This window comes from Bdellovibrionales bacterium (genome assembly GCA_016714165.1).
Lineage (GTDB): Bacteria > Bdellovibrionota > Bdellovibrionia > Bdellovibrionales > UBA1609 > JADJVA01.
The window spans coordinates 481,347-495,063 of sequence record JADJNU010000002.1; the positions used below are offsets into that span (position 1 = coordinate 481,347).

At 47.0% G+C, this 13,717-nt stretch carries 10 protein-coding genes, 1 tRNA gene and 1 rRNA gene; 6 read left to right on the plus strand and 6 right to left on the minus strand.

The window, feature by feature from the left end:
* Positions 1–17 precede the first annotated feature (17 nt).
* A tRNA-Ile gene (locus IPJ71_13520) sits at positions 18–94 on the minus strand.
* A gap of 151 nt (positions 95–245) precedes the next feature.
* Positions 246–1,759: ribosomal RNA gene (locus tag IPJ71_13525) — 16S ribosomal RNA — on the minus strand.
* Between the two features lie 699 nt (positions 1,760–2,458).
* On the opposite strand from IPJ71_13525, the gene IPJ71_13530 reads away from it, so the two are divergent.
* The 4 genes from IPJ71_13530 (at position 2,459) to IPJ71_13545 (ending at position 7,190) form a co-directional block, all read left to right on the plus strand.
* Positions 2,459–3,478 (plus strand): hypothetical protein, encoded by a 1,020-nt coding sequence (locus IPJ71_13530; GenBank protein MBK7844685.1) that lies wholly within the window; start codon positions 2,459–2,461, stop codon positions 3,476–3,478.
* A complete protein-coding gene (locus IPJ71_13535; protein ID MBK7844686.1) occupies positions 3,475–4,980 on the plus strand; it encodes a DUF1588 domain-containing protein in 1,506 nt (501 codons plus the stop codon). The genes IPJ71_13530 and IPJ71_13535 overlap by 4 nt, the downstream gene beginning before the upstream one ends.
* Before the next feature lie 355 nt (positions 4,981–5,335).
* Entirely contained in the window at positions 5,336–5,785 is a 450-nt protein-coding gene (locus IPJ71_13540; protein MBK7844687.1) for a hypothetical protein, read from the plus strand.
* Positions 5,786–5,798: 13 nt separating this feature from the next.
* Positions 5,799–7,190, plus strand: a complete 1,392-nt coding sequence (locus tag IPJ71_13545) for a DUF1501 domain-containing protein (protein ID MBK7844688.1) — start codon at positions 5,799–5,801, stop codon at positions 7,188–7,190.
* 306 nt (positions 7,191–7,496) lie between these two features.
* Here IPJ71_13545 and IPJ71_13550 read toward each other — a convergent pair whose 3' ends face one another.
* Positions 7,497–8,015 (minus strand): hypothetical protein, encoded by a 519-nt coding sequence (locus IPJ71_13550; protein ID MBK7844689.1) that lies wholly within the window; start codon positions 8,013–8,015, stop codon positions 7,497–7,499.
* Between the two features lie 150 nt (positions 8,016–8,165).
* Here IPJ71_13550 and IPJ71_13555 point away from each other — a divergent pair, with 150 nt between their 5' ends.
* Positions 8,166–8,483 carry a hypothetical protein gene (locus IPJ71_13555; protein MBK7844690.1) on the plus strand — a complete coding sequence of 106 codons (318 nt, stop codon included), beginning with the start codon at positions 8,166–8,168 and terminating at the stop codon, positions 8,481–8,483.
* A 69-nt stretch (positions 8,484–8,552) separates the two neighbouring features.
* Here the strand turns inward: IPJ71_13555 and IPJ71_13560 are convergent, their stop codons facing one another.
* Positions 8,553–9,851 carry a replication-associated recombination protein A gene (locus IPJ71_13560; protein ID MBK7844691.1) on the minus strand — a complete coding sequence of 433 codons (1,299 nt, stop codon included), beginning with the start codon at positions 9,849–9,851 and terminating at the stop codon, positions 8,553–8,555.
* 300 nt (positions 9,852–10,151) lie between these two features.
* Here IPJ71_13560 and IPJ71_13565 point away from each other — a divergent pair, with 300 nt between their 5' ends.
* Positions 10,152–10,703 (plus strand): hypothetical protein, encoded by a 552-nt coding sequence (locus tag IPJ71_13565; GenBank protein ID MBK7844692.1) that lies wholly within the window; start codon positions 10,152–10,154, stop codon positions 10,701–10,703.
* A 68-nt stretch (positions 10,704–10,771) separates the two neighbouring features.
* Here IPJ71_13565 and pilQ read toward each other — a convergent pair whose 3' ends face one another.
* Positions 10,772–13,000: a type IV pilus secretin PilQ gene (pilQ, locus tag IPJ71_13570; GenBank protein MBK7844693.1), complete on the minus strand. Its 2,229-nt coding sequence runs from the start codon at positions 12,998–13,000 to the stop codon at positions 10,772–10,774.
* Between the two features lie 28 nt (positions 13,001–13,028).
* Positions 13,029–13,715, minus strand: a complete 687-nt coding sequence (locus tag IPJ71_13575; protein MBK7844694.1) for a pilus assembly protein PilP — start codon at positions 13,713–13,715, stop codon at positions 13,029–13,031.
* Positions 13,716–13,717: the final 2 nt, after the last annotated feature.

Here is a 13,717-nt window from a genome sequence, read left to right on the forward strand (position 1 = left end):
TAAATTGGCGAATTACATGGTGGGCCTGAGAAGACTTGAACTTCTGACCCCACGCTTATCAAGCGTGTGCTCTAACCAACTGAGCTACAGGCCCACTACAATACCAAGCGAAACCCATCCGAGAAGATTTACATCTCAAACGGAGCCTTGATACGAGTTCACTCTCTCAAAACTAAACAGCTAGTCAGAGGTCTTGGGTTGACCATAGAATGGAGGTTCTCTCTCGAAAACCCCAGCATCCTTAGAAAGGAGGTGATCCAGCCGCAGGTTCCCCTACGGCTACCTTGTTACGACTTCACCCCAATCATCAGCCGTACCTTGGGCGCCTGCTTCCTTGCGGTCAGCACAGCGACTTCTGGTACAACCAACTTTCATGGTGTGACGGGCGGTGTGTACAAGGCCCGGGAACGTATTCACCGCGGCATGCTGATCCGCGATTACTAGCGATTCCAACTTCATGGAGTCGAGTTGCAGACTCCAATCCGAACTTAGATCGGCTTTTTGGGATTTGCGAGATCTTGCGATTTTGCTTCCCTTTGTACCGACCATTGTAGCACGTGTGTAGCCCTGGACATAAAGGCCATGAGGACTTGACGTCATCCCCACCTTCCTCCGACTTAACGTCGGCAGTCTCTCTAGAGTGCCCAACTTAATGCTGGCAACTAAAGATAGGGGTTGCGCTCGTTGCGGGACTTAACCCAACATCTCACGACACGAGCTGACGACAGCCATGCAGCACCTATATAGCGGCCCGAAGGCGACCCTGTCTCCAGGTGTCTTCCACTACATTTCGAGCCCAGGTAAGGTTTTTCGCGTTGCATCGAATTAAACCACATGCTCCACCGCTTGTGCGGGCCCCCGTCAATTTCTTTGAGTTTTAACCTTGCGGCCGTACTCCCCAGGCGGGATACTTAACGCGTTAGCTTCGGCACTGAAGGGGTCAATACCTCCAACACCAAGTATCCATAGTTTACAGCGTGGACTACCAGGGTATCTAATCCTGTTTGCTCCCCACGCTTTCGGGTCTGAGCGTCAGTGTTGGGCCAGATAGCCGCCTTCGCCACCGGTATTCCTCCTGATATCTACGTATTTCACCACTACACCAGGAATTCTACTATCCTCTCCCATACTCAAGCCAACCAGTTTCAAAAGCACTTCCCGGGTTGAGCCCGGGGCTTTCACTTCTGACTTAGTTGGCCGCCTACACCCGCTTTACGCCCAATGATTCCGAACAACGCTAGGACCCTTCGTATTACCGCGGCTGCTGGCACGAAGTTAGCCGGTCCTTTCTTCTGCGGTACCGTCATTTATTTCTTCCCGCAGAACAGAGCTTTACAACCCGAAGGCCTTCATCACTCACGCGGCGTCGCTGCATCAGGGTTTCCCCCATTGTGCAATATTCCCTACTGCTGCCTCCCGTAGGAGTCTGGACCGTGTCTCAGTTCCAGTGTGGCTGATCATCCTCTCAGACCAGCTACCGATCGTCGCCTTGGTAGGCCATTACCCCACCAACTAGCTAATCGGACGCGGACTCATCTTTTGGCGATAAATCTTTGACCCCTATATCCGGAGATATTGTGGTCTCATGCGGTATTATCTAATCTTTCGACTAGTTATTCCCCACCAAAAGGCAGATTATCCACGTGTTACTCACCCGTGCGCCACTAGTACTCATTCCGAAGAACTTTCCCCGTTCGACTTGCATGTATTAGGCACGCCGCCAGCGTTTGCTCTGAGCCAGAATCAAACTCTTCAGTTAAAAAATGAAATTCAAATTTCAACATCAAGAGCGTAATCTGCCTCCAAATTTTTGGAGCTTAATATACGCTTGCTTAAAAAATTGACCCTTACAGTTGAAGCTATTTCTAGCTACTCCTGAAGGGACCCAAAACCATTATTTGACTAGCTATTCAGTTTTCAAAGATCGAAATTCGAGAGGCTGAGAAAATAGGGCAATGAGGCGATTAGGTCAATAATCTTTTTTATTATAATTGGAATTCCGAAATATTTATTTCTGAACCACACCACATTTTTTATAACCATAAGTAACTAGCTGAATTTACAATAATTTATCAAATATTTTGTGGGGAGCGAATTCGAGAGCGGTGAGTCGTTTACCCTCGACATGGTGTGTTTTCTTGCGACTTTTGCGATCTTTTGAGCGGTTCTCTTAATTGCTCGATGTCGCATTTTTTTATTTTTTCAATTTTGCTGAGACTCATAGCTCAAGCTTGAAACGCGATCCTCATCTGCTTTGGATAGATTGGATGGAAGGGAGTGGGAACGAGAGATGTGCGCTTGCTTAAATGACAAATTTTGCAAATTGGTGACATTTTATGGGAGTCCAATCATATGCCACCGCATTTTCCGCCTAAATGAGAATCCTGACTTGAATTGCAGATGGGCCCTCTTTTGCAGTCTAACCCGCAAGCAACCCTTTTTTGATTTTGAGGACGACATGGTAATCGTGGAACCGATGGTCTTAAAGCTCGCCCGTGCGGCAGTTTGTCTCATTCTTTGTCAAACTGGTTTGGCCGAAGAACAGGACAAAAGCCCCATCCAGGAAAAAATCCCTATCGTTATTAAGAAGGTTGGTGAACCCGTTATCATAGAGTTGCCGAACGGCAACTCTGTTGAACTTAAACAAGTGGAAAGGCTGATCCCCTTATCGTCAACGATAACTCTCTCTGAAAATTCTTGTTCCAGCAGACTCGGATTGAAGTGGGGATATGTGGTTCCGGTGATCGTGAGGAGCTTGATTCCCGTCTGGAAGTCCCACCCCACAAAACGAGGTGAATCTGTAACCAGATTCAACACTGATGAAAAAAGGAATGAGGTCGTATCTGAAACCTCACTGCAGTCGAGAAATGGCAAAAGTAGTTTTTTTGAAGCGGACTTGGCAAGAATGATTTCACGAGACATACAAGTTCAAGAGATTCAAAGAATCGCCGTTGAAAATCCTTCTGCCGTAGGTTGGTTTGAATGTAAAGAATCATGTGAAGGCGTCTTGCCAAGAGACGTCACGGCACTTCTTTGGGACGAGAATTTCGAGATGGCAAATCCCGAACTCGACCTAACCCGAAAGTCACAGTCCACCGCAGTCAATCAAATCACGAGTCGCTTTGAAGGCATACCACTAAAAGTCAGTGGCAACCGGATCGAGTTCGGTCGTCCACGCAAAGGCTATGGCGGGCTCTCCGCATTTCTTCCTATGGGCATAACTTATCAAATCCAGCTCAGCTTCCAAGCCCCAAATCTCTTTGATCCGGACGATAATCTCTGTGAGATGAAATGGGACATGGATTTTACAAGCATTTTCACCCAGTTTACGCAAGCGATTGACCAAGTCAGAGACTCCGAAAGGATTAAGCTACTGGAGTTAACAAATTACTCATTTCGAGCCGAGGACGAAGCAAATTATTCCTTCAATGGGTTATTTTCAGATTGGACGTTCAGAGGAGAGGAGTACAAGAAATGAAATTCCTCATTTCTTTCGCCGTGGGTTTGGTGATATCTACCTCATCTGTTGCCAAGCCGTTGAGCGCGGAAGGCTACCTCACCAAAATTTCGGAACGCTTAACAGGAAAATGGCCCTCACCACATGAGTTTTCAAGGCTCAAAAACGAAAAGCTGCGAACGGGCTGTTCTCAAGTGCCTTGCCTACAAGACTTCTTTCGGACGTATATTGGCGAAAAAATGGATACCGGCGATTTTTACTCGGAAGCCGTTCTTAAAACTTACGAACGTTTTGGGCTGAGAGCGCCCGAGCGCCCGCCGTTTCCAATAGATGGGAATGGAATCACTTCTTTTGATAATGATTCGACTGAAGATCTTCTCGTCTACCGCGTCTTTAAGCTCAATCGTCCAATTGATGAGTTATTCACGAGTCAGGTGTATTGGCGCAGATTCGTCCCTGGTGACAGCCCCCTTTCCGGCTTTATTGGATTTGAAATTGACGGCAAGCGCGAAAGTGCCATTCAGGAGATGAGCGAGGACGAACGGAAGCGGTATCCGGAAATCAGCAGTCTTGTTCCTCAGGTGATAGACCTCAATGGTCATCCCAATATAGCTGGACTCTTTTCCACCAAGCGCTTTTTAGAACGCTACTGGAATAGTCCGGCCAATGGCAATCGCAAACGTGCGGCTGCTATCTTCAAAATCATGCTCTGTGACGAAATGGCACCCGCACTCGAGCGTGACCAGCAGCAAGGGCGTGAAGAGGCATTGGCTCTCGGCGTGAGCGAGGCACGAACCACAGTTCGTAGCCTTGAGGAAATTCACCGCACCCGCCACGCCAATCAAAAGGACTGTCGGCAATGCCACATGCGCCTCGATCCGATGGCGCGAACTATGCGCCCTCTTGAACTTGGCGTAGCGGCATTCCCTTCACCTGGGAATCTCAAGTTTTACAATTCCTTTGATGATATCCAAGACATTCCTGTCAAGAATTTCTCGGATCTGATCAGGAAAGCGACCCAGCAGCAAAAATACGTCGATTGCCAGCTCAATTGGCTGGTGACATGGATCATGGGGAGGGACGTGGATATCCATCCCGTCCGGTTTGCGACACTCATTGAAGACTTCGAGAAATCTGGCCGCAATATTAAATCATCAGTTGAAAATCTCCTTTTGTCTCCTGAATTCCAGGGGATTCCCAGCCAATTTGAGGAACCAACCTCATTGACCAAATCGGCAGTAGTATTGGAGGAATGTCAGTTCTGTCACGGATCATTCCTGAAAACTCGGGGTGACAAGTTAAAACTTAACCTCGCAAAAATTGCAGTTGTTTTGGACTTGACCAATGACGGAAGGAACCGAACCATGCCGCCCAAGAGCCATTGGTGGGAACCGACAGCTCAAGAAGTCCAAGATGTGAAGACTTGGATCCAAGAAGGTGCACCGCTCGTTAAGGGAGAACCTCCGATCCTGAACCCCGATGAAGTTCAGCGTCTCTTGCAATATCCAAGGAGTAAAAAATGACAATTGGCCAGTTTACAATGATTTTTTTATCTGCGGTGATCGCATCCCAGGTATATGCTTTTTCAAAAAAGCCAATTCCGAATCAGATACGAAATTCGTTGATAAATACGGCAAGTTTTGAGGAAAGTTTTGAGCGCTTTCCTTCGCCCTATGGAGTGATTCAGCAGTTTAAGCGCATCTTCCCCGTGATGAATGACTCTATCAGGTCATCGTCCTGCTTGAGGATCGATGAAAATCCGCTCCCGTTATCGGAGCCATTGATCCCCTTCAAGGCAGTGCTTTGGAAAAGGAACCCGGAGCCCTTTTTTATCAGTTCTATCAAGATTGTGTCTACGAGGTATCGAAGATGACATTTATGGACCAAACACTTGCACACCAGAATTCGCAATTGATTCTTGGCAATGAACTGGATGCAGCGATCTCAAAGCGCTTGGAAAAACTCCCTTGTGATCAAGAAATGGGATTGGCTGAGGCTTGCGCCTATTCTGATAGACAAGCAAAAAAATGGGCCTTTTGGACTCGCGTACAGTTTCACAGTCTTGATATGGATTTGCGCCTTTCTATGATGAGCCAATTTATCGAATTCCTAATCGGACCAGAAGAGATTCTGGAGGAGCGGAGTTACATCGGCCAGAATACAGTTTTTGGTTTGCCGATCGCAAACAAAGGTGAGCTTGCCCGCTTTATTTTAAAACAACTTGCCGATCTTGAAAGTCGTGACGGAAACGCAAAGTTGCCACTCGTTTATGAAATTTATGCCGAAACTGCGATCTTGCTGCGCTTGGGGCCGGTATTGCAGGTTTGAGAGAGGATTAGTCATGTCAGATCGTCGTGAATTCTTAAAAAATATTGGGGGGCTGACTTGCCTGTCAGCCTTTGAACACCTCGTACCTCCTTCATTGTCTTCGCTTGTTTTAGGGGCGCAACGGGCCTTGGCGTCAGGACAGACTGATCCAAGTGCTCGCTTTGTGCTGTTCCGAGTGCATGGAGCTATGGACTCCACCCTTGGACTTCACCCACATCTTGATTCTGCACAAGGGATTGATCCCCAGGATTTATTTCTTGGATATGAAGGCGAAAACCAACCACTTGAAAAAGTGGATGGCACTCAGATTTCACTCGGTCCATCAGCTCGTGTGATTGCACCTTTCGCCAAAGAGATGGCCCTCTTGCGCGGAATTTACGTTGGACCCAATGATCTTGGCCACCCATTCGCTATTCAGCACATGTCGAGTGGCCGCACTCAGGAGTCCGCACCTCACTTTAGCGCCTATATCGGAAATCACTTCGCAAGCACTGGCGCATGTGTCGTAACCAATGCCCCCCTTCAAAAGGGGCACATCGCATCTTTCCCCACGCTACTGACCTCCGTTTTAAGGGAACAATTGATCAACATGGCCTACGGAAAGAAAAGCTCTACCCTGTCGGTATACGCAAACTCAATGGAAAATGTGACCCGCTTTCTCGATCTTCAAGGACAGACCGAGAAGCTGGCTCGTTTTGTTGAGATTCTGGGTCATCAGGATGGCGAATTTGACCAGCAAGAATATGATCAACAAATAAGCAGAGGTGTTCCCTCCGACATGGCCCGTACCAGGGCTAAAACAAAAAGTTTGAAAGATGAGGATCTCGCGTTCGCGAGTCTTTATTCCGGCATCGCAAGGGTCGTTCAAATTGATCTTCGTACGGAAGAGGAAACGACCCTTGATACTCATATCCGTCACGCGGAGACACATCTTGCCGCTCAAAGTAAACGCTGGGAACGCATTGCCAAATTTTTAACCAATTTGCGCCAGCATGATCTCCTGAAACAAACGCTCGTTATGGTCGTCAGTGAGTTCAATCGCACCCCTGGTCTAAATGCGAACGGGGGCAAGGATCATAACTACTCTGATAACGCAGTGGCTATTTTTGGCCGGGGCGTCAACGGTGGGACTGTCATTGGCGATCGGAGCCTGTTTAAGCGAGGCGACGGGTTTCCATACGCTTTCTGGGCGGGGTCCTTCATTGACTTCAACTCAGGGGAGGTCGTGCCAATAAGCAAAGAATTATGGCAATCGAAGGGGCGCGCCACCGCAATACCGCAAAACGTAAATTTGATTCGTCCTGGGGATCTTTGGACTTCGGTGATCCAGAGTCTCGATCCCAAAATGACGCGCCTGGCACCCGACTCTTCACTCAGCATTCCAAAAATCTTTCACCGCAATTAGGGATGCGCCACATTGCGCCAGACTATCGGAGGAATGGCAACCTGGGTTATCCATTCACGCATTTTTTTCTCTGAAATTTCAAGGATTCTTTGGTGGAGGCAACAGGGATCGAACCTGCGACCTTCTGAATGCAAATCAGATGCTCTCCCAGCTGAGCTATGCCCCACTTGTATTTAAGAGACGCTGGCAACATTGCCCAATTTAATCTTCGCGGTCAATAGGAAATAATTATCGTGATAATCGCCTTGTTCCGTTCTGCTTCAATTTTCAAGAAAGGGCAAAAGTGAGGACACAAAAGGCAAATATTCAGGCTGAGTGTTTGCTGTTGACGTGGCTGATTCGGGTCAGCCATATCCTTTCTGACGAGAGATCAAAGCCGATGGCTTCTCCGCCCTCTAGAACGCTTCCAAATACACGTCTCAAAATCTCTAACTCTTCGACTTGGGTCGCCCCAGAACTGAGAGACTCTTCAATGGCGTCAACAACACTGATCAGGTCAGGCGTAGTCACCACGGAAGGTAATTTTGCCATGTCGAGGCCGGGATTCGCTGCAGGCTTGAATCCAACCAAACTTTCAGTCAGTAGAATTTTCTTTCCCGAGTTAAAATTTATCTGTAAAAACGGATTTCCATCAGCGTCAGCTCGCGGAATAACTTCTTCGATCTCGGCCACCGGAAAACTAATGCTCTTGCCATCTGCTTTCTGAAAGATCTTGAGAACAGAATAAGAAGATCCCTGATTAACCAAACCATCGGAATCTTCGATGTAGTCAAGAATTTCAATCGCTGCTGGGTGCGGCCCAGCGGGCTTTTCTCTTTTTTTCAAAAACACAATCTCCTCAAGCAAAAGAATCCTGTCTGTTTTTCGACTTCTGACCCCTAAGACTTGAGGTTTTCTGTTATTTTTGGTTTATTGTCCTGTGTCCAATTACGACGTTTCAAGGTGGAGCAATATTCCTCAAGTTTGGAGTAGCTGATGTTAGTGACAAGATGGCAAGCCGCAATAGTTCCCGACATCAAGCAAATCACTGCGGTATTTCAGGCCGAGGGTCTCGAGCCATTTGAAGAAAGTCTGGATCATGGCTCCGTTATTGGAGATCATCGCCATCCCTTTGACGAGGTTAGAATGGTGGCTTCTGGGCAAATGTTAGTTGATATTTCAGGGGAACAAGCTGCTCCTAAGAGCAGGAGACAGGATTGTTATTCCATCCAACACCAGACACTCAAAAAAAGTGGAAGGCCCTCATGCCTGTGTTTGTATTTGTGCTTACAAGACCTACTGAGCACTCGCTAGGTCTTAGTCAATTTCTATCTCATCTCTCTTTGCATTGCGATTTTTAGATAATGAACTCGCAAAGCATTCTCAGGGCTTAGACTTTCCTTTCATCCAATCTAAGTACTGTTGCATGTTCTTTTCAAAACCACGAGAACAAGGCTCGTAAAATTTATGGCCTATCGCCTCCTCAGGAAGAAACTTCTGGTCAACCCATCCCGTTGGTCCTTCGTGGGAATACGCGTAGCCCAGGCCAAATCCCAGCTGTTTTCCTGCCAAATTATTTTCAGATCGCAGAGATTTTGGAATAGCGAGAGAGCCTGTTTCTCTCACAAAAGACTGAGCCTTCCTGAAACCAAGATAACTGCGGTTAGACTTTGGTGCGCAAGCCAAGTAAGTAACAACTTGGGCCAAATTAATTCCGGCTTCTGGCAATCCAACGGCTTCCACTGCCTGTAGTCCAGAGACAGCCACCCCAAGGGCCCGCGGGTCTGCATTGCCGATGTCCTCAGAAGCCAATACGATCAATCGTCGAGCAATATATACGGGATCTTCTCCACCTTCCAACATTCTTGCAAGGTAGTAAAGTCCCGCATCAGGATCACTCCCTCGAATGCTCTTAATAAAGGCAGAAATTGAATCATAATGAGATTCGCCAGCACGGTCATGTCTCACCAAACTCTGAGAACAAACCGTCCACAGAGATCTCCCATCCAATGGGAAACTCCAATTTTTATCGCAATTGCGAAGTTGAAAGGCCTCCACAAGCTGTTCAATCCATGAAATAAATCTGCGCGCATCCCCATCTGCACTTTCAGTCAGTATTTTTAAAGCTTCCTCTGATAAAACTTCGAGAGAATTGAGCTTCAATAATTCAAATGCTCGCATACTGATTTTATTCAACTCAAGAGCTGAAAGGGGGGCAAAAACAACAAGACGACTACGGCTCAACAGCGAGTTATTTAATTCATACCCGGGATTTTCAGTTGTGGCGCCAACAAGGACGAAGTCTCCTCTTTCCATGTATGGAAGTAGTACGTCCTGCTGCGCCTTATTGAACCGATGGATTTCATCAACAAACAATAAAGTCTTTTGTCGATGCCCAAGCCTCCTATACCGGGACTCCTCGCCGATATTTTTTAAAACTTTAACACCCGTATCCACGGCACTGACTTCTAAGAATTGGGCATTAACATATTTCGCAAGCAAACGACTGAATGTCGTCTTTCCCGTACCGGGCGGACCCCACAGGATGAGATTTGGCACTTCGCCCTTCTCCTCTATCTGTCGTCGGAGCGGAGAATTCTCACCCAGCACGCTTGTTTGCCCAACAAACTCGGTAAAAGACTGCGGCCTCAACCTTTCTGGCAGCGGCTGATTGCTATCCATTCTACTGAGGTTGTCTTGTGCTGAAAAAAGATCCATACCTTGGTGATAGGGCCTGCCAGCCAGAAGTGCAAGACTGTAGCGAAACTCTTTTCTTAGTCAAGGTTTGCGAGTGCTTCCATAATGAGTGTTTGCGCTATTCTGAGACATCTCTTAAGCTCCCCAGGTTGACATTTCGCATTAACACATCTTCCTGCCGACGAACCCACAAATACATTTGAATATGCCACTGAAAGATTTTTAGGGTGCCTCCTCCAAAAATCCCAGAAATAGGTCGATAGAGTACTAAGGGGGGCAGAGGTGATGAACCCAGGTAAACTAACACTTTATGCGCGTATATTTCTTTTGATCTCAAGTCTTTCGCTCGCCCAGTGCAGCAGTGATTCCGGAATTAGCAGCAAAGTTGATTTCGATAATAACCCCAAACAACCAGTTGTTATTGACACTGACTTCATTATCAAGCGAGACGATGGCGATGGCGATCCTACCACTTTCGAAACCGAAACCATAACGGGACCTTGGTTTTTGTTTGGCTACACAGTCAAAAATGGCTCAAGTAAAACAATCACAATCGTCAATTTTAAACTTCTTATCACCGGGAAGAAGGCGGGGCTTGACGTGGAAATTGAAAAGGAATTGTCTCTGAAAGACCTCGGTGACAACGTGACCTTTTTGGAAGAAATTGCCCCAGGGAGTTCAGCTAGCAATTATGTAAATTATCGATGGTATATTGGAGGCCTTCCAGAAATCGACAACTTTGCCTACTCGGTGAAGGTAACGGTACAAGGATGGGTCGGAAAATCGACAGAACCAGAGGAACGCCTTACTGGGTCCTGGTCTTTCACAACTGAATAACCCAAGTGAAGAAGAAATTCATCTCATCATTTATCTCATCCGATTGCGAAATTCATCCTGTCGCATACCTATGATGTTTCGATGTCTCCCTGTTTACCCTGCTCTCCAAAGTTAATCACTCGCGGGGTTAGAAAAATCAGTAATTCGTTTTTCTGAGAATCTCGCTGACGATACTTGAAAAGCCAACCGAGCACAGGGATGTCCTTCAAAACAGGCACACCCGTCTCGCCTTGTGAGGCATCACTTTGATAAACACCGCCAATCACAGCGGTCTGTCCATTGTCGACCAACACTTTCGTTTTTGCCTCCCGAGTATTGATCGCTCTCGCCAATGATTCTGGGTCTACAATCCCTGTCGCAAACTGACGCTTGACGAGAACAGAAAGAATAACGCTTCCTGCAGCGGTGATTTGGGGTGTGACGGTCAAATTAAGAGTAACTGGATTTCTTTCTATAGAAGACTTCTTGTTTCCTGTTGGATCTGTGACCGTAGATCTTGTTAATACCTGTCCCTCTTGAGTGATCTGGGCGGATTCCTTGTTGAGTGTTACAATGCGAGGAGATGAAAGTATCTTAATCGTTGATTCTGTTTCGGCAAGAGATAAGACAGCCCCCAATTCGCCAAGAAAATCAAGTCGACCAACAGTTAGGTCTAAAGCCAATGGATTACCTAGCAGTGAAGCTCGGCTAATTGGGTTGATGCTCAAGCCAGCTCTTAAGTCCAAAGGTCCCCCATTGGCTCCACCGCTAGGGCTGAGGTTCACCTTCTCGCCATCAAAACTCCAGTTAACTCCGACACTCCTCTGAAACTCTTCGGTGGCTTCTACAATCTTTCCCTCAATCATCACTTGAAGCGGAGGAACATCAAGACTTTTAACCAACTTTGTAATTCGGTTTATGATTTCGTCTGTATCAGTAACAATGAGCGAACTTGTACGATTATCGAAAGCGATTTTCCCTCGTTTATCGGAGAGAAATGGTCCCAATTGCTTTGTCAAATTGTCAACATCAGCATAACTAACCGGAATAACTTTTACGCGGACCGGAGTGAGAGATTTTTGAGTTTCGAGAATAGATCGAGATGAGTCCGCCTCGGCCTGTAAAGTTACCAAGGTAGAAATACGAATAACGTTTCCCTGACGAATATATCCCAACCGCTTCGATCGCATGATTGTCACAAGGGCTTGGTCCCATGGAACCTGGCGCAATTTCAATGAAATTGTGCCACTGACGTCATCTGAGATAATCATATTCACACCTGAATATTCGGCGATAAAGTTCAGCGCATCACGAACATCGGCGTCTTTGGTTTGGATAGAGAGACGTCTGCCATAAAACCTATTGTCTCCCGAAAAATACTCTTCCAAAGATTTTGCCCCGAGCGTTTTCTCGTCCCGCTCAGCTTTTTGAACATCATAAGACGATTCCTGTGCTTCCTTTTCTTCTGCGGTTTCCGCATCTTCGGGATTAACAGCATCTCCCGCCTCGGCATCGTCGACAGATGCCGCCAAATTATCAGAGGTTGGAGGTAAAACCAGGATGGAATTCCCTTCTCTCTGAACGAGAGCCTTTCCCGGATTTCGCATCTGCACAACAATCCTTGCCGTTGAAGAGCCCTCTGATTGGTAGGCATTTATCGCTGCAAACTCTCCCTCAAACTCTTTCATAATGTAGGGGCGTTTGAGCCGACTTGGGAGGTTTACGTTGGCAATCTCCAAGACAAACTGATTTGTGGATTCGTTCACCCGAGTTTTATACTTCGCCGGCCCAGTGGCATCAACAACGACTGTTCCACCTGCCTGATTGGCTAAAAATTTAATATCAGAAATAGAAATCCTGCTCTTATTGCTTGTGCCTTCCAAAGGCTCACCTTCGTTACTCGAAGACTCAACTGGAAGTTTTTCAGACGCAATTCCTTGCGGCTCGTCTGGAGCATTTGAAAAAGGGTCTTCTCCTTTTTCGCTCGTATTATCGAGCTCACCATCACCGACCTTCAAATCATTTTTCGCAAATTCTTCATCTTTAAACTCGCTCGAACCTGAGTCCTCGTCAGATGGCGTATCGCTATCAAGCTCATTGGCAACATCATTGTCCTCTATGCCCTCTTTGGCCTTATCGGACGCAAGGCCTGTTGAAGGGTCATCGCCATCTTCCCCGGAAGTAAAATCATCTCCACCTGAATCGAGAGCAAGATCATCTGAACTCGAGGTACTCTTCGGCGATGTCGTGGTACATGAGACCAAACATGAAAGAGCCAACAAAAAAACTAAGAGGCATTTCAATTTTAACTGTATCATCCCTGACACCCCTCTTATCTGTAACAGACTATCTGGAAATTTTCATCACTGTCGTTGTATAAATCACTTCATCCTCTTTGCGAGTGGCCTCAACGATCACAACCTCTCCTTCACGAATCATAGCAATATAACCGTTGTTTCGGCCAATCCTTTCGTTCTTACCTATGATATGAACCGTATTCGTTGGATCAAGGAACATCGCCCGGGGTGATCCAACGTCCCAGATAATTCCCACCAGATGGATCTCATTGAGATCAAATCTCTGCAAAGGAAGCAGAGGGCCTTGCATCTCCCCCTGATCGATCGAATCAATCTCGACGTAGGGCTTGAATGGATCCTTCCGGTTTTTCGGGTCATATATGAAGGGCTCCAGAAAGGTTTGAAAATCAGTAAACCGAGGAACGGGGGCTTTCTCCTCATTTTCTCCTCCCGTCTGAGTAGGAACGGCGGGATCGACCGGAGGAGATCCATCTGGAGCTGGGGCACCAGCAGAAGACTGTGTTGGTTTGATAGACCCATCTGGCGATGCGGTTGTTGTCGAATTTGGATTCGTGGTCAGATTCGCTGGCCCCCCAGAGTTTGGAGTCGTATCACTCCCCTTGGAACTCGGAGGTGGATTCTGAGAAAACGATGGAGTGATAAATTGCGAGGCCAAATAAATGGCCAGGCCAAAACCGACTAAGCCTACACTAAAATATCGAATCGTCCCGGTCATAG